19 protein-coding genes, 1 tRNA gene and 1 other annotated feature are annotated in these 16,320 nt (G+C 34.5%); of the genes, 12 read left to right on the top strand and 8 right to left on the bottom strand.

Annotated elements, in window-relative coordinates; genetic code table 11:
- Positions 1-204 precede the first annotated feature (204 nt).
- Positions 205-756, bottom strand: a complete 552-nt coding sequence (locus ACI6PB_RS11000; RefSeq protein ID WP_056955775.1) for a TetR/AcrR family transcriptional regulator — start codon at positions 754-756, stop codon at positions 205-207.
- Positions 757-765: 9 nt separating this feature from the next.
- A complete protein-coding gene (locus tag ACI6PB_RS10995) occupies positions 766-1,239 on the bottom strand; it encodes a nucleoside 2-deoxyribosyltransferase (RefSeq protein ID WP_025085203.1) in 474 nt (157 codons plus the stop codon).
- Between the two features lie 412 nt (positions 1,240-1,651).
- Here ACI6PB_RS10995 and ACI6PB_RS10990 point away from each other — a divergent pair, with 412 nt between their 5' ends.
- Positions 1,652-2,605: an ADP-ribosylglycohydrolase family protein gene (locus tag ACI6PB_RS10990; protein ID WP_404327415.1), complete on the top strand. Its 954-nt coding sequence runs from the start codon at positions 1,652-1,654 to the stop codon at positions 2,603-2,605.
- 13 nt (positions 2,606-2,618) lie between these two features.
- On the opposite strand, the gene ACI6PB_RS10985 is transcribed toward ACI6PB_RS10990, so the two are convergent.
- From ACI6PB_RS10985 to ACI6PB_RS10975, 3 genes are read right to left on the bottom strand one after another with little or no spacing between them, the layout of a single operon-like run.
- Positions 2,619-3,470 (bottom strand): transporter substrate-binding domain-containing protein, encoded by an 852-nt coding sequence (locus tag ACI6PB_RS10985; RefSeq protein ID WP_025085205.1) that lies wholly within the window; start codon positions 3,468-3,470, stop codon positions 2,619-2,621.
- A gap of 16 nt (positions 3,471-3,486) precedes the next feature.
- Complete coding sequence (locus ACI6PB_RS10980; protein ID WP_025085206.1) at positions 3,487-4,125, bottom strand: amino acid ABC transporter ATP-binding protein; 639 nt, start codon at positions 4,123-4,125, stop codon at positions 3,487-3,489.
- A 10-nt stretch (positions 4,126-4,135) separates the two neighbouring features.
- On the bottom strand, positions 4,136-4,789 hold the full coding sequence (locus tag ACI6PB_RS10975) for an amino acid ABC transporter permease (RefSeq protein ID WP_034544106.1): 654 nt from the start codon (positions 4,787-4,789) through the stop codon (positions 4,136-4,138).
- Between the two features lie 177 nt (positions 4,790-4,966).
- Positions 4,967-5,188: a binding site (T-box leader), on the bottom strand.
- Positions 5,189-5,404: 216 nt separating this feature from the next.
- On the opposite strand from ACI6PB_RS10975, the gene ACI6PB_RS10970 reads away from it, so the two are divergent.
- Genes ACI6PB_RS10970 through ACI6PB_RS10955 form a run of 4 tightly spaced genes read left to right on the top strand, consistent with a single transcriptional unit; the run spans position 5,405 to position 8,157 of the window.
- Positions 5,405-5,719 (top strand): PadR family transcriptional regulator, encoded by a 315-nt coding sequence (locus ACI6PB_RS10970; protein WP_025085208.1) that lies wholly within the window; start codon positions 5,405-5,407, stop codon positions 5,717-5,719.
- Positions 5,712-6,374, top strand: a complete 663-nt coding sequence (locus tag ACI6PB_RS10965) for a DUF1700 domain-containing protein (RefSeq protein ID WP_034544109.1) — start codon at positions 5,712-5,714, stop codon at positions 6,372-6,374. Before ACI6PB_RS10970 ends, ACI6PB_RS10965 begins: the two co-directional genes overlap by 8 nt.
- Positions 6,367-7,299: a DUF4097 family beta strand repeat-containing protein gene (locus ACI6PB_RS10960; protein WP_025085210.1), complete on the top strand. Its 933-nt coding sequence runs from the start codon at positions 6,367-6,369 to the stop codon at positions 7,297-7,299. Before ACI6PB_RS10965 ends, ACI6PB_RS10960 begins: the two co-directional genes overlap by 8 nt.
- A 57-nt stretch (positions 7,300-7,356) precedes the next feature.
- Positions 7,357-8,157: a DUF975 family protein gene (locus ACI6PB_RS10955; protein ID WP_056955774.1), complete on the top strand. Its 801-nt coding sequence runs from the start codon at positions 7,357-7,359 to the stop codon at positions 8,155-8,157.
- Between the two features lie 154 nt (positions 8,158-8,311).
- Here ACI6PB_RS10955 and ACI6PB_RS10950 read toward each other — a convergent pair whose 3' ends face one another.
- Positions 8,312-8,875, bottom strand: a complete 564-nt coding sequence (locus ACI6PB_RS10950) for a sugar O-acetyltransferase (protein ID WP_404327414.1) — start codon at positions 8,873-8,875, stop codon at positions 8,312-8,314.
- A 92-nt stretch (positions 8,876-8,967) separates the two neighbouring features.
- Here ACI6PB_RS10950 and ACI6PB_RS10945 point away from each other — a divergent pair, with 92 nt between their 5' ends.
- On the top strand, positions 8,968-9,468 hold the full coding sequence (locus tag ACI6PB_RS10945) for a MerR family transcriptional regulator (RefSeq protein ID WP_025085214.1): 501 nt from the start codon (positions 8,968-8,970) through the stop codon (positions 9,466-9,468).
- A gap of 52 nt (positions 9,469-9,520) precedes the next feature.
- Here ACI6PB_RS10945 and ACI6PB_RS10940 read toward each other — a convergent pair whose 3' ends face one another.
- Positions 9,521-10,171, bottom strand: coding sequence for a metal-dependent transcriptional regulator (locus tag ACI6PB_RS10940; RefSeq protein WP_025085215.1), 651 nt, complete (start codon positions 10,169-10,171; stop codon positions 9,521-9,523).
- A 121-nt stretch (positions 10,172-10,292) separates the two neighbouring features.
- On the opposite strand from ACI6PB_RS10940, the gene ACI6PB_RS10935 reads away from it, so the two are divergent.
- From ACI6PB_RS10935 to ACI6PB_RS10920, 4 genes are all read left to right on the top strand, one after another.
- Complete coding sequence (locus ACI6PB_RS10935) at positions 10,293-10,814, top strand: HdeD family acid-resistance protein (protein ID WP_025085216.1); 522 nt, start codon at positions 10,293-10,295, stop codon at positions 10,812-10,814.
- A 52-nt stretch (positions 10,815-10,866) separates the two neighbouring features.
- Positions 10,867-10,940, top strand: a tRNA-Thr gene (locus tag ACI6PB_RS10930).
- Between the two features lie 228 nt (positions 10,941-11,168).
- Entirely contained in the window at positions 11,169-12,038 is an 870-nt protein-coding gene (locus ACI6PB_RS10925) for a DegV family protein (RefSeq protein ID WP_025085217.1), read from the top strand.
- 105 nt (positions 12,039-12,143) lie between these two features.
- On the top strand, positions 12,144-12,482 hold the full coding sequence (locus ACI6PB_RS10920) for a hypothetical protein (RefSeq protein WP_025085218.1): 339 nt from the start codon (positions 12,144-12,146) through the stop codon (positions 12,480-12,482).
- Here ACI6PB_RS10920 and ACI6PB_RS10915 read toward each other — a convergent pair.
- Entirely contained in the window at positions 12,479-12,838 is a 360-nt protein-coding gene (locus ACI6PB_RS10915) for a winged helix-turn-helix transcriptional regulator (protein ID WP_404327413.1), read from the bottom strand. The genes ACI6PB_RS10920 and ACI6PB_RS10915 overlap by 4 nt on opposite strands.
- Before the next feature lie 195 nt (positions 12,839-13,033).
- Between ACI6PB_RS10915 and ACI6PB_RS10910 the strand changes: the two genes are divergently transcribed.
- Both ACI6PB_RS10910 and ACI6PB_RS10905 read left to right on the top strand, forming a co-directional pair.
- The gene (locus ACI6PB_RS10910) at positions 13,034-14,200 is read left to right on the top strand and encodes an MFS transporter (RefSeq protein ID WP_025085220.1); all 1,167 of its coding nucleotides are present in this window, start codon (positions 13,034-13,036) and stop codon (positions 14,198-14,200) included.
- 136 nt (positions 14,201-14,336) lie between these two features.
- Complete coding sequence (locus ACI6PB_RS10905) at positions 14,337-16,313, top strand: collagen-binding domain-containing protein (protein WP_025085221.1); 1,977 nt, start codon at positions 14,337-14,339, stop codon at positions 16,311-16,313.
- Positions 16,314-16,320: the final 7 nt, after the last annotated feature.

Here is a 16,320-nt window from a genome sequence, read left to right as displayed (position 1 = left end):
TTGTAATTCATCAACTAACAAGTATTACACACTTTTAATAGTTCACGAAGAGATAAAACAATTATCAAAGATTAATAAATTCAATTGAATACTGAGATGGGACAAGCTTTAGTAAAATGTTTTTAACTGCTACTAGTTGATTAAAATATCGGTTAGCAATTTTGAAACGTCTTTAGAGGTTCGGTACTCCAGTGTCGAAGTAGTTCATTTAGACCATTTAGTAAAAAGATCTTCAGTGAAATCAATGAATTTATCATAGGAAACATTAAAGTCATTATCTTCCAGATATTCTACTAAACCAATCAATCCTCCGACGATGAAGCTAATCATTAATTCTGGGCTGTCTGACTCGGTAATCATTTTGATAAGCGGATCACTTTGACTTTCAGGATCGGCACTTTTAGTTTTAACAATATCACGTAAAATACTTCTGAACTCAGGGTAAAGATTAGCTTTAGTCTGATATTGTGGAGAAATATGATGCATGAATTTGCTATTTTTTTCCATAAAGTCTGCTATTTGGTAGACAATAGTTTTGGCATTGGAAGTGTTGTTCAATAAATCGTCTAATAAATATGAAAAAACAGCATGCAAAAGGGAGTATTTGTCGTTGAAGTAACGGTAAAAAGTACTATGGTTGATCAAAGCTTCATCACAGATGTCACCAACGGTGATCTTCTCAAATGGTTTCTTTTGAAGCAGTGAAAACATTGCTGTGATAATTGATTTCTCTGTTCTTTTTGTTACTTGTGACATGTTTCCCTCCTAAAGTACCTTTACATTTTCATATCTAGTCATTAGTTTATTAAAGTCATAATCCTTAATTTCTTTGATACTGTCGGCGCCATTGAAGAAAGCTGTCAAACTGCCAGCAAGCATTAGGTTAAGGGGTTCATCTTTAATATTTCTAACTCCGATAACAGGAACATTGTTAGCCACTGCATAACCGCATTCCCACATTGTACCAGAATCTGGCTCTAATTCGTTTTCTTCTATCTTATAATCTAACATTGCGACAACAACATCGGAATTATTGATATTGTTAATATCATGTTTGTAAACGGCAGTTTGCCATTCAAATGAGCCAAACTCGGCTGCTGTATATTCGTCGTCTCCAGGTCTGAATACATCACCAATTGTAGAGTTGGCCTCTAGTAATTTTTGAATTTCGTCTAAACGTTTAATTTGATTTTCACTAAAGAAAGGTCCAGCCAAATATACTCGATTCTTTTTATTCATGGTTAAGTCAGTAGCTCCTTTGTGTTTATATGTTAATTATACTTAAATTTTTGCTTAATAAGTGAAAAATAATATTGAGATTAAATATTTTTGTGGTTAGAATATAGTTTAATCAAAAAGCGAGGAAATATAAATTATTAATTTTTCAAAAAAGCCTTTTCATAGTGGAGATTAGATGATATAATAAAGACGGCACGGAAGAATGATGCTTATGGATAAAAATGGATTGCGAAAAATTCATGACGATAAGAGAAAAGTCAGTATGCTAGCAGTATTTGGTATTTTTCTGGCGTTTGTTTTATTGATCTTTTAGGATTATACGTGCTATAGATGGGATAGGAAACTCTAAAATATAAATGATAACTGAGACTGAATTCATTTCGGTCCCAGTTTTTTTGACTGGAGATGCATTATGAAAGCTGATCTAATAAAGAATATTTTATATGCCGGAATTGTGGGGGATGCTTTGGGCGTTCCTGTAGAATTTAAAAAACGTGATACCTATTATGTTGATGCAATGATTTCTGGTGGAACCTGGGAACAAGATGCCGGTAGCTGGTCAGACGACACTTCTTTTACGTTGCCCTTAGTTGAGAGTCTAACTGAAAAAAGTGATTATGAGAAATTAATGCAGAAGTTTGAAAACTATATGTTCCATAACAAATATACGCCTAAGGGAATTGCATTTGGAATTGGCGGTACTTGTGCAAAAGCTGTGCGTAACTGGTCGACAAATCATTATTCTGCTTTGGAATGTGGCGATCCTAGTGAATATGCTAATGGCAATGGTGCTTTGATGAGATTGGCACCTTTAGCAATTCATTTACAGACAAAAAAGAATCTGTCCGAACGGTTGAAATTAACTAAAAATTATACCAGTTTGACTCATCGGCATGCACGAGCCATCATGGGAAGTTATATTTATTTAGAAATTTTACATGGATTACTAAATGGTAAGAACCTAAATGATATTTTAAAAGATTTGCCTGAACAATTAAAAGTAGCACTACAAAATGAACCGGATGAATGGTCGGAATTTATCTATTATAGAGATATTTTTACACCTGGTTTTAAAGATATCAGTCGTAATAATATCAAATCAACCGGCTATGATGTTGATACGTTATTAGCCTGTGTTTGGTGTGTATTAAATTCGAAATCAATTGATGAGGCAATTTTAATGGCTGTTAATCTAGGTGAAGATACGGATACAATTGCTAGTATCACTGGTACATTGGCCAGTTGCGTATATCAAACAGACACTGTTAATTCTGAATGGGTGGCACAATTACAAAATAAGGAACTATTGGATAGCATAATTGATCCATTTATAATGGTAGAAACTAAAAAAGTTGGTCAAAATTAATTGATCAGCTTTTTTAGTTTTCAGGTTGGATTAAGGAATTATCAGAATTACCAAACCATTTCTTATTTATCTTTTGAAGTTCGCCGGTATTAGCAAGATGTTGTAAACCATTATCAATTTTTCGTTTAAGAGTTTTATCACCTTTGCGCATACCCACGGCAAAATCTTCACCAGTGAATCCACCACGAGTTATTCGATAGGATGCAGGATCTTTTTCCTTACTAATGTAGTAACCAGCATAAACACTATCGATCAATAATCCTTGAATTCGTTTGTCGTCCAGATCCATTAAGGCATTGTTAAATGAGTCGTAAAGGACGGGTGTTTTATGTTTAATGTAATTTTTTAACTTAGTAGGATGTTCATCTAAAAGACTAGCACCAGAGGAACTAGTTTGGACACCAAGAATTTTATTTTGCATATCTTTAAATGAAGAGATATTTTTATTTGTTTTCGTGACTAAAACTTGCTGATTGGCCATATATGGACGTGAAAAAGCCAATTGTTTCTTTCTGGCAGGAGTGATGGTGTAACCGTTCCAAATTAGGTCGATAGTCTGATTACGAAGTTCGGTTTCTTTCATATTCCAGTCAATTGGTTGGAAATCGGCTTTGATACCGTATTGTTTAAAAACAGCTTTGGCTAAATCAATGTCATAGCCAACTAACTTTCCATTCTTCTCACGAAAACCCATGGGTACGAAGGTATCATCCAAACCAATGATGACACGACCACGTTTCTTGATATGATTCCAAGTATCAGTAGTGTTAGCCTCTTGTGCAACGGATTTTTGATTATCGCTACATCCGCTTAATCCCAAGGCAAGTAAGAATAAAGCCATGAATATTAATAATTTTTTCTTCATATTTAACCCCCGGAGATTAATCATTGATTGGTTTAACTTCTAGTAACTGATCGGCAATCTTTTTGGCAAAATCAGGATCATGGGTGATAACAATTTGTGTAATGCCAGTTTTTTTCAAGTCTAAAATAACTTGAGCTACAGTATCACGTAAACTAGGATCAAGTGCTGAAGTCGGTTCATCGTAGCAAAGTATTTGTGGCTGCATGGCCAAAGCTCTAGCGATAGCAACACGTTGTTTTTGTCCGCCTGATAATTCAAAAGGATATTGATCTTTTAAAGAAGTGAGACCTAATTGAGCCAAAAGTTTATCCACATTTTTTTGCACAGTAGTTTTATCCTGCTTCAAAACTAACTTGGGTGCTAGGGAAATATTTTCCATAACAGACAGATGGGGAAAGAGATTGAAGTCTTGGAAGACGACACCAATAACTCGTTCTTTAACTGATTCATCAAAGGGATCGAAAGGCTTGTTGTTAAGTATAAAAGTTCCAGAATCAACTTTTTCCAAACCAGCAATACAACGTAAAAGAGTTGTTTTACCGGCACCACTAGGGCCAACAATGCTGAGAATTGAGTTGTCTTTAACCTCAAGGTTTAAATTGTCTAAGATGGTTTTACCATCAAAACTTTTAGTAATATTTTCTAATTTCAACATAATTTTTCTCCTAACGGTAATAACTGAAATGTTTTTCTAAAACTTTTAACAACCAGGTGCAGATCAAGGTCAATAGTAAGTAAATGATACCAACTAATACTAATGGTAGAAGTGTTACATCTCGTGAACTGGCGATGTTACCAGCACGAAGCAAGTCGCCTAAACCGATAACGTAGACCAATGATGAATCTTTAACCAAGTTGATAACCTCATTACCAATTGATGGCAGCACAATTTTAACTACTTGTGGAATAATAATTTTTCTCAATGTTTGCCAATAGTTGAGTCCTAAAACTTTAGCACCTTCGAATTGTCCCTTGCTGACAGTGCTGAAGCCACCACGAAAAATTTCGGCAAAGTACGCTGTGTAATTGAGAATGAAAGCAAATAATGCGGCATCATATCTTTCAAAAACAATATGGACGAATGGCATATTAGGTAGTCCATAGAAAACAAAAATTAATTGTAGTAACAAAGGCGTTCCACGCATAACCCAGATGTAGAAGGAAACCAACCAGCTTAGTGGTTTGAATTTCGAACTACGACCGAGAGAAACTAAAACTCCCAGTGGTAATGAACAAATCAATGTCCAAAAGAAAACTTTTAAAGTCATAGCTGTACCACTCAAAAGCGATGGTAAAATTTCAAAAATATAATTCATCATAATCTTTTCCCCTTTTAACTAAAGACATAAAAAAACGTCCTCTAGCAAATTTGCTAAAGGACGTTTTTAACGTGGTTCCACCTTAATTTGTTAATACCTCACGATATTAACCTCAAGAAGTTATTGTCACTAAATAAGGGTTATCCCAAATAAAAAACCCTCTCGATCCAAAAGGACCAAGAGGGCGAATATTCGCGGTACCACCTCTGATTTCTAATATCTCACAATATTAGACTCATGAAGTTACAATAACTTCAGCTGTAACGGTGCTACCGAAATGACTTACTTGTTTCAGGCATTCAACTTACAGATGTGTTTCACTAAGGATTAGGTTAACTTCGCACCAACGTTAACTCTCTGGACTAATTAACTTAGTTACTCTTCTGTCGTCGTTTTTAGATTTGTTTTAAAATGTTGCAATTATCGTACGACGTAAAAAAAAGATTGTCAAGCTTTTTAGATTAAATATGCTGTCGTCCACAAAAAAATCTATGGGCCACGGCATGTTATACCACCCAAAATAGAGAGTTAAATTGACTTATACTATTTTTTATCATATATTATTAATTGAACGATATTATACGTTGTATAATATGATAGAAATGAGGAGATAATATGGCAATTCAAGTTTCAACTGAGATACTTGAGGGTTCTGTTTTAGCTCTGCTTACAAGTGAAGATTATTATGGGTACGCGATCACTAGGAAAGTCCAGATGGTATTTCCTATTTCCGAATCAACCATGTATCCGATTTTGCGTCGGTTAAAAAAAGAAGGCTGGTTGAGTACTTATGATGAGGCCTACGAAGGTAGAAATCGTCGTTATTATAAAATTACTGGTTTAGGTAGAGAACAACTGGATAGGATTAGAAAAAATTGGCAGGAATTGAAGTCAGCAACTGATACTATCTTGGAGGGGAATAATGAATAATAGAGCAATAGATTCGTATATTGATGAATTTAAAATATATTTACATCAATTGAGTGACGCTGAACAACAAGATGTAATCGAATTTTATCGAGAATATATAATCGATGCTAAATTGAGTACGTCCGATGCCATTATTAATGAATTGGGAACACCTAAGAATTTGGCACGTAAGGTTTTAGCCGATTACTCAATTAAAATGTCAGAACAAAATTATCAAAATGTTGCTAATGGGCATATTTCAAATAATGATCGTTTCAAGAGAAATCTAACGATGATCGGATTAGTTTTATTGGCGTTAATGGCATCGCCAATTGCTTTACCAATTGCATTTATAGTGATATTAATGTTGGCTTTAGTAGTTGGTTTAGCAATATTGTTTGTCTTAATATTCTTATTCTTGGTCGCTGTTTCAGTAGTTGGTGGTATTGGAGCAATATTTATTGGCCTTTCAGTTATTTTTCAATCATTTTCTGTAGCTATCTTTTACATTGGTGGAGGACTATTAGTTCTGGGTATCGATTTCTTCTTGATTCCTATAACAATTGCTTTATTGAAATGGTTCTTTAGTGTAGTTGTTATTTTCTTCCGTTGGTTGGGTAAGAAATTGCTTCATGGTAGAAAGACTCCAATGAAGGGGGAAAAAGAAAATGCGTAAGTATTTTGTAACCGGATTTTATTTATTAATAGTTGGTGGTTTATTATTGCTCGGTGGATTCATTATGGGTGGAAATAAATCGGTTGTTTGGAATCACGGATTTAAAATTATCCAAAAGATTGATGAAACTTATCCGTTGAGTAATTTCAAAAATGTGTACGTTGAAGGTAGAAATACTAATGTTACCTTCCGCTTAGGTGACCGTTATAAGATTCGTATTGATGGTGAAAAAAACTCAGAACCAACTTATAAGATTAAAAATAATACTCTAACCGTTACGGGTCAGGAGAGAAAAAATCATGTTGGTATTGATTTATTGGATGACAATAACGTAACGATAACTATTCCTATGAATCAGTCATTGGATAATGTAAATGTTCGTCTTGCTGAAGGAAATATTAAAATAAACGATGTAACGATAAATAACTTTATCAAGTCAGCCAAAGACTTAGACTATGATTCCAATGTTTATATGAGTGACGCTACAATTAATAATATTGAAAAAATGAACTTATATGATGCCAAGCTAACAATGAAGAATAGTAAGATTTCTAATGCCAACATAGTTGCTAGTGCCTATTCACAAATTACGGCTACTAATTCAACTATTTTGAAATCTAGTTTTAATTTAGATGAGTCTAAGATGAATATTAAACAGTCTAATTTAGATACGTTGAAATCATTGAATAATCATAGTAAAATTTCTATTTCTAAAACAACTTTGATGAATCATAATGACTTCAGAATGTTTGGCGCTGGACATTTCATTGGCTCAGGACTTAGTGTTGAAGGACTAGATCTAACGAGTGAGCATGGTTATGTTCGATACTTCGATAAGAAGTATGGCAACTCCTATCAGAATAAGGTTGATGCTAATAATTTGTTAATGATCAAGACTACAAAGGCGCCAATCACAATAAAGTAAATTAGTTTAGTTAATCCATCTTTGTTATAATGGCGTTATCTAATGTGAGGGATATTGATGAATAACGCTAATTACAATCGAATATCTGCTTTTGAAGTCAGACGTGAAGCACATCGTGCTTTTAGAAAAGATATTAAAGGAAATATTGCACTTAATATCGTACCGATTTTGTTAAGATTTCTAGCAGTGTATTTTGGAATGAAAATTTATACAACTTGGATGGCTAATATAAATGTTAATTTAGCTGATCCAGAGCAGGCTAGCCGTCGCCTGTCAGAGATTTCAATGAGTATGGCAAATGATCCAAGTTCGGCATCGCAATATATGCTGAATTTAACACCACAGAGTAACGTTGCAGTTTATGCTTTCTTTTTCTTCTTTATGATGGTTTGTGCTGGTGTTTCTTATGCTTTGATTGATAAGTTGAGAAATCCAGATTATCAAATCAATGCTATTAAGGATAGTTTGCAGGCTTTTAGTGGCAAATACTTCTTTCCACTGCTTTTCATAACGGCGTTATTAGGGCTGTTTTTGGAAGCTGGATTCATGCTTTATGTACTTCCTGGGATTTGGTTTTTGGTAATCTTTTCCCAGTCATTCTTGGTTTTCAAGGACGATCAAGCTGACCAAGGAAAATGGTCATTACGAATGGCTTTTTCTAGCTTTAGTCGCAGTACGATCGTGATGCGTGGATACAAGTGGACTTACTTCTCAATTATTTTTGAGTTTTTTTTCTGGGAAATTCTTAATGCAATGACACATGAGTTGTTGTCTGTTTGGTTGCAACCATATGAACAATTAGTTATGGCTGTCTTCTATAAAAAAATTGTCGAGAATAATCAACAAACACAAAAATAGTAAAAAAAAGAGAATCGGGATTCTTACTCCAGACTAAATAATATTTTTCTTGAGGTAAGTATGTTTAATAAGTGATTTTGTAAAATAAAAACGACCTCTATTAAGAAATTCAAGTAAGGGATATATCTTGAATACTTAATGGAGGACGTTTTTTTTATTGTTCAATATTCTTAATTACTTTGGCTGGAACACCGCCGACTAAGACATTATCAGGAATATCTTTTGTAACGACTGCTCCTGCTGCAACGACTACACCGTTACCAATTGTGACTCCAGGACAAATCGTACAATGTCCACCGATCCAGACATCGTTACCAATATTGACTGGTTTACCAATTCCTAATCTTTGCTTACGTCCCTTTGCAGTTAAAGGATGATTAACAGTATAGATGTCAGTATCAGGGCCAATCCAGACGTTGTTACCCATATTTACTGGTGCAATATCTAGTATTGTTAAATTATAATTAGACAAAAAATTATCACCAACGTGAATATTCTTACCATAGTCAACGGTTAGTCGACTGTGTACAGTTAAATTCTTGCCAGCAGAACCAAAGATTTTACGTGCCTTGGCGGTTTGTTTTTCTGGTTCATTTTCGGGGATAGCATTAAAATCTTGGCATAAAGTTGCGGAGCTTGTTTTTCGGCCTGCAATTTCAGGATCAGTGAGTCGATACCATTCGCCATCTAACAGTTTCTGCATTTCAGTTTTTTCCATTGTATAAAATCCTCTCTATCAGTAGTAAATTTGATACTCTCATCTGCTATACTACTAGTTAAACCATGGTTCAAGTCAAGGAGGAATTGAAAATGAGATATTCAATTGGAGATGTGGCAGAGGAAATGAACTTGCCAACTTCAACTTTACGTTATTATGATCGTAAGGGATTACTGCCATTTGTTGATCGTGATAGTGCAGGACGAAGAAGTTTTAAGGATAATGATTTGAACTTTTTACAAGTAATTGAATGCATGAAAAAGTGTGGAATGACAATTACTGAAATTCGTCACTTCATTGATCTATGTATGCAAGGTGATGTTACGTTAATGGGTCGCTATGAATTATTGGAAAAAGAGGCGGCAACGGTAAAAGAACAGATTCAAACTCTCCAAGATCAATTGGATTTTCTTCATTATAAGATGTGGTATTTTAAAACAGCTGTCGAGGCTGACACCGAGGATATTCATATGGTACCGTCTGGTGATGGTAGGCGAGTTGATCCAGATATTCATGAACAGTATCGTGAGGCTTTGGAAAAGTGTCATGATTTGAGTGAATTAATTGAAGTTGAACGCGATAAACGCAAATAGGACGAGAAATCAGATTGGTTTCTCGTCCTATTATTTATGCAAAATATATTTTTTAACGTAATTCCACGAAAATGTAATCGATAGCTTTAGCCCCGATAGTTAATTTTGAACCATCATCTTTTTCAACAACAAGGGAATTATCAAATTTTTCATGTTTAAGAACGGTAATTGTATCATCAATTTCAAGATTCAAGCTACCGAAGTATTGTAAGAAGTCATAATTGTCAGATACTCTAACAATTTGAACTTTAGTATCATCTGGAATCATGCTTAACAATTTATCATCGGCATCTGTTTCACCCTGACCATTGCCAGGAATGATACCACCATGTGGACATCGTTGGGGATGACCCAAGAAATCATTCAAGTGTTCGATTAAATCGTCATCTGAAGAATGTTCCAAAGCATCGGCATTATGATGGACGTTGTCAACAGGGTACTTCAAGCATTTATTTAGAAATACTTCCCAAAGACGGTGTGTTTTAACTAGTTTTTCAGAGACCTTATTTCCCTTAGGGGTAAGTACAATTTTATTATAAGGTGAGTGAGTTAAATAGCCTTCGCCTGATAAAGCATTCAGCATTTCAGTAACTGATGGGGCGGAAACATTCATGATCTCAGAAATACGTTTATTAGTAATTTTTGTGAAATCATAATTTAGTTCGTAGATAGTTTTTAAATAGTTTTCTTTGTTAGGTGACAATTTTTCAACCCTTCGTTTAGCCTAAAAATTTTATTAGCCTCTCTATTATAACGCATATTACTCAACTTTGATAACTCTTAATGTTAAAATAATTGTTGGTATTTAGAAGGGAGGTAGAAATATGAGTCAACCTAAGAAACGTTTTGATTGGTTTGGTTTTATTATTGGTTTAATCTCTTTATACGCTGGATATTTAGTAACTTGGTATCCATTGAGAAGTTTGTCGACTATTGCCGTATTATTCGGATTCTTCGCCATTCTACGAGGAGTTTATCAATTATGGTTCGGTTCTCAAATGACTAAATTTTTAGGCGTTAGAAGTGGATGGACCATTTTTGGAGCAGTTGTTGATATTATTATCGGTATTATTTTTGTCGCTCACGTACAAGTCGGAGTTGTAGCAATTGTTTACATGTTTGCTATTTGGTTCTTACTAGATGCGGTTTTGCAAATACTGACATCTCGTTTTTACCATTTCTTCGGTAGAAAGTACTACATCTTCATTGTAATTTTGGCTTGTTTGAACCTGTTGTTTGCGATCATTCTATTGTTCAATCCAGTATTAGCAGGAGGATTCATTGTCTTTATGTTGGCATTCTTCTTCTTTGCTACAGGTATCGCCGAAATTATTGAAGCATTTTAATTAAAAGCATTTTCTACATGATATAAGTTTGATAAAATGTAGGAGATGTATTGCCGTCTTAGCTCAGATAGGTAGAGCATCACCATGGTAAGGTGGGGGTCGTCGGTTCAAATCCGATAGACGGCTTTTTAAGAACGTCAGTTATAAACTTCATAGCACCTAAATGTTGTTAAACCAGCATTTAGGTGCTTTTTTGTTTTTTGAAATATATGTAAAAAATTCTAAAATGATATTTTAAATCTATCTTTACTGTTATTATGAACTCAGATAGAAGTATAGAAGCAATGTATATTATTTTGATAAATGGTATTATTATGGAATGAATTTAGAGGAACCTTTGTAGGGGGACATGAAATGTATCAAATTTTAACTGACTCAGAATGTGATTTGCCAGCGAAGTTTTTGGAAGAAAATAATGTTAAGGCAATTTATTTTCACACAGAAATTGATGGGAAAGAGCTCGTCAATGATTTCGGCAAGAGTTATTCATTAGATAAATTCTATGAACAAATTAAAGCAGGAGTTTTACCGTCTACGACACAAGTAAATGTTGGTGAATACTTGGAATTTTTTAAAAAGTATGTAGAAAAGAAAATGGCCATCGTTTATGTAGGCTTCTCCGGCGGTTTAAGCGGTTCAATGTCTAGTGCTCGTCAAGCCAAAGAGATCCTATTAGAAGACTTCCCTGAAGCTGATATTCGTATTGTCGATACTTTAGCAGCTAGTGGTGGTGAAGGCCGTCTGCTTCTTGAAGCAATCAGATTACAAAAGACTGGTGCCAGCTTGGATGATTTGGTTTCCTGGTTTGACCAAAACAAGTTACGTTTACAACAGTGGTTCACAGTTGATAATTTAACTTATCTTTATCACGGCGGTCGTATTTCCCGAGCTTCAGCCACTTTGGGAACGCTACTTAAAGTAAAGCCATTATTGGACGTTGATCCCGCAGGAAAATTACGCTTTGTTTCAAAGATTAGAACACGAAAAAAATCGCTGTTAACCTTGGCAGAAAAAGTAGTAACAGCGGTTCAAAATGATCCTGATCAACCAATTATTATTACGACTAGTGGTGACTGGGATGCAGCTGAATTGGTTAAGCAACATATTGTCAGTCAAATTCCTAAAGCTGATATTCAGGTCAATCCTATTGGTATGACGATTTCCAGTCATACTGGATTCGGTTGTGTGGCCGTCTTTGCGTTAGGAACTCAGGATAGACAATAATTATATTCATAAGTAAGTTAACTAAATAAAAGTATTGTCAAAATTGCTTGCTCCATTTTTTTTAAATCGATAGTGTTAGATTATCAAATACATTGGAGAATACGCATGCAACTTTTGTACAATATGCTTCTAGGTTTCTATCCTTTAGGACTAATCTATTTAATTGATCGTCATTTTCACGTGATGGATATGAAAACACAAAAATACAATTTAGATTTAAATTTAATTTTCAACAAGAGTTATGTCTATAATGTTATTTATCTCGTAATTATTATTCCAATTATTGTCGTCTATCTTTATTTCTCTCTAAATATGATGAGAGATCTAGAGGATACAGTTTTGATTGTTTTGAGCGGAATCGATATTTTACTGACAGGATTGGTTTTAATTTTCTGTGGCTCACAATTAATGATTCTGAACCACGACATCAAGAAGTTAGTTTAACTATTCTTTATTTTACATAGGGTGTCTAGGTACATTTGTCCCCAAATATCCATTTCTTTAATGATCGGCACGAGTGATTGTCCCAATTCGGTTAAGTGATAACTGGTTTTAATGGGTACAAACGATGTGTCGATCTCTTTTTTTATGATGTGGTCGGTTTCTAGTTGGGATAATTGTAAAGAAAGCATACGTCTTGTACAGCCAGACAATGTTTGAAGAATTTCACTATAACGCATCTCCTTTTGCTGCATTAATCGGCAAAGAATAATGGATTTCCATTTACCATAGAGAATCTTGAGAGTACTGTCCAAGGGACAACGCTCGCCATGTCTAGTGCTCATTTCAGCTGCAACCATAATCGGCCTCCAATAGTTAAATTCAGCTGAATTGTATCATCAGAACAGTTTAGAACCTAATAATTTGAAAGTACAATACGGGAATTCTTTGATACCTAGTATCATTAAATTCCCGTATTGTACTTTTTTATTTGTGGATTTATATTGCAGATGCTTAAGAATAATTTTTATTAAATTTAGAAAGAAGTATTAATTATGAAACAAAATGATACTTATAAATTTAAAGATATCTTGCTGGTTATTGGTTTATTCCTGGTTGTCTTCGTTATTGGAGCCGATTCATTCATTATTTCGCCGTTGTTACCAGCAATTGAAAAAGATTATGTTGTGACAACCTCGCAAGCAGCATTATCAGTGACTATTTATGCTTTGTGTTACGCCATCGGGAGTCCATTTTTCGGGCCTTTGGGAGACAAATTTAATAAGCGCAAACTCTTAATAGTCGGATTATTAATCTTTCTAATAGGTAGTTTTATCTGTGCACAAGCCGCTAATATTAAAATCTTTTATTTTGGCAGAGCTGTAGCAGGAATCGGTGCAGCAGTGACAATGCCTAATATTTGGGCAACTGTGGGGAGCTATTTTTCGGGTAAGAAATTGAATGTTGTAATGGGAATTACAATGTCAGCCTTATCCTTGTCAATTGCTATCGGCGTGCCTATGGGCACATTATTATCACAGTTATCTAACTGGCATATGGCCTTTTGGGGTTCGATCTTATTGACGTTAGTGGCCTTTGTCGTTTTATTATTAGTCGTTCCCAATTTAATGAATGGTCAGGAGAAATTAAAGTATTTAGCTAGCTTTCAAACCTTGGTTAAGTCAAAAAGAGCTTTACTTTCGTTGTCGATTAATTTGGTTTGGATGTTTGGGTTCTATTTAATTTATACTTTTCTGGGGACTTTTTTGAATCAAAATTTTCATTTTAATACAGCTCAAACGGGCAATATCTTTATTGCCTATGGTTTAAGCAACTTTATTGCCAGCTTTTGCGGAGGTCACCTGTTGTCTAAAATAGGAGCTATGAAAGATGTCATTCTCAATGGTTTCTTCTCAATGATTTTTATTTTAGGGTTGGTGATTTGCCAAAACCAGTTATGGGGAATAATAATTTTTCTTATATTGTTAGCTTTGGCTCAAGGCTTGGGTGTTACAGCCTTAACGACTTATATTGTGGGTGTTGTGCCGGATAAACGTTCAACGGTAATGTCCTTTAATAGTTCATTTCTCTACTTAGGATTAACCCTAGGTTCATTAATTGGAGCAATTTTATATTCTTCGGTTGGTTTTACAGGGTTAGGAATAATTTCTATTATAGCGTTAGGAATCGCAATTATTGAAACTTTAAAATTGAAAAAATGATTAATTCTCATTAAATAAATCGTTATTTGACAATAAAAAATAGTAGAGCAATAATCGACATAAATATAATTATTACCATTTTTATTAGATAATAATAATTATTATTCTGAATTCAACGAGGGAGATTTAGTTGATTATGTTAATGAGAAAAGGGAAAAAATGGGCTTTGTCGTGTGTTGCTATAAGTGCGGTAGTGCTAACAGGGATGAGTGCTACAACTGTAAATGCTGATGAAACAGACAGTGCAACGGCAACAACTCAAAGTACTGATAATCAAACTGATCAAAGCCAGATTAGTGGTAATAATGCAGCACAAACTGCTAAGGGAGCAGTTACACAAAATACAGTGCAGAATCAAAATGTAGCAGGTTCAACAAATGCAGCACAAACTGCATCTGCTCAAAGTTCAGCTACAGCTCAAGCACCAGTTGCTACTCAAAGTTCTACTAGTGGAGTAGCTACACAATCTGTTAATAACGATGTTCAAGATGGGGGAAATGTTTCTGAAGATTTTCCAGATGTTGCTAACAATAAATTAGGATATGCATCTAAATTTCATATTTTTGCTAATGAAGCAACTTTAAATGCTCATACTAATGGTAATGTCGCTGTTGGAAATCTCAATGGCAATGTAAACTTTGGAACTAATGTGACTGAAGACAAATTAATAGATAAAGATATTTCGTACGTTGAAAATGTACACAATTTAGCAAACAGTTCGTTTGTTAATAAAACTGATAGTAGATCAAATAAGGTTATCTTTGGAGTTGATAACGATATTAAGTTAGGTGAGAATGGTAATAATCCATCAGTTAATGAAATAAAGATTGATCATCTGGATAACGATGAAATTTATCAAGATAAAGGTACAAATAAGTATATTGATTTTAAGGAATATTTCGAAGAGCTAGAACAAACATCCTCTGATTTGGCCAATAGTCATACTACTGTAAGTATAAAGAATAGTGATTTTCCAGATCGTAATCAGCGTGTTATCAACTTGGAAAATTACGAACCTACCAATAATCAGATTGTCATTGATCTTGATGCAGATGTGTTAGATATGGATACACCTCTTACTATTGCTGGATTATCTTCTGATAAGGGAGGTACTACTATTATCATTAATGTTGATGGTAAGGGTGTTAATCCGCTTAATGTTAATTCTCAGATTAAATTGATTTATAACCATGGTGATGGCGTTAACAACGTTGAACGTCCTAATCAAGAAACTGAATTCTTTGATGATAATCATTTATTGTGGAACTTCTATGATAGTAGTGCATCGGATAATCAATTTGCTGGTGACATTGAGATTAATCGTCCATTCCAAGGTAGTATCTTAGCTCCTGATGCTACTATAAATATTCATCAAAACTTAGATGGAAATATAGTTGCTGATAAAGTAAATGTTCTTGGTGGAGAGACTCATAGATGGGATTTGCAGGACAATTCAGATATTGAAACTGAGTTTGAAAAACCAGTTGTTATACCTGGTGAAGTAGATTGGTTCCCTAATGAAGGTGAAGAACCTGATGAAGAGAAACCAGATGAGAATGATGGTTCTAATATTGAAGAACCTGATGAAGAAGAAGATATGGATATTGACGAAGATGGTAATCTAGGTGTTGATCCTGAAAATCCCGATGAAAACAATAATAACGAAGGAAATACCACAGATCCTGAAAATCCTGAAGAAAATAACAATGAAGACGAAGATGACACCACAGATACTGGTGACAATGGTGGTACACCTGATGAAGAAAAACCTAGTGAGGAAGATAATGGTGGCAGCACAGTAACTCCAGATACCGACAAAGAAGAGGAAGAAGATTCTGATTCTGAGGAAGCAACAACTGAAGAAGATGGCAATCAAAACTTAATCAATGGTGGTTCTGAAGGTAGTCAATCTGAAAGTAATGCTGAAGAAGGTTTATTACCCGATACTGCTGGCAACAAGGACGAATCAGAATTACCAACTACTGGTACATCTGATGAAGCTGGAGCATTACCACAGACTGGTGAAGCTTCAAGTATCCTCGCAACTATAGCAGGAATTGTTTTAATTATCTTTGGTTTTTTATTAAAGACGACCAAGACTAAGAAAAACTAACACAAAA

The organism is Companilactobacillus paralimentarius, from assembly GCF_963227125.1.
Classification (GTDB): Bacteria; Bacillota; Bacilli; order Lactobacillales; family Lactobacillaceae; genus Companilactobacillus; species Companilactobacillus paralimentarius.
The sequence above is the reverse complement of the archived record's forward strand: the minus strand, read 5'-3'. Positions and strand labels throughout refer to the sequence as shown.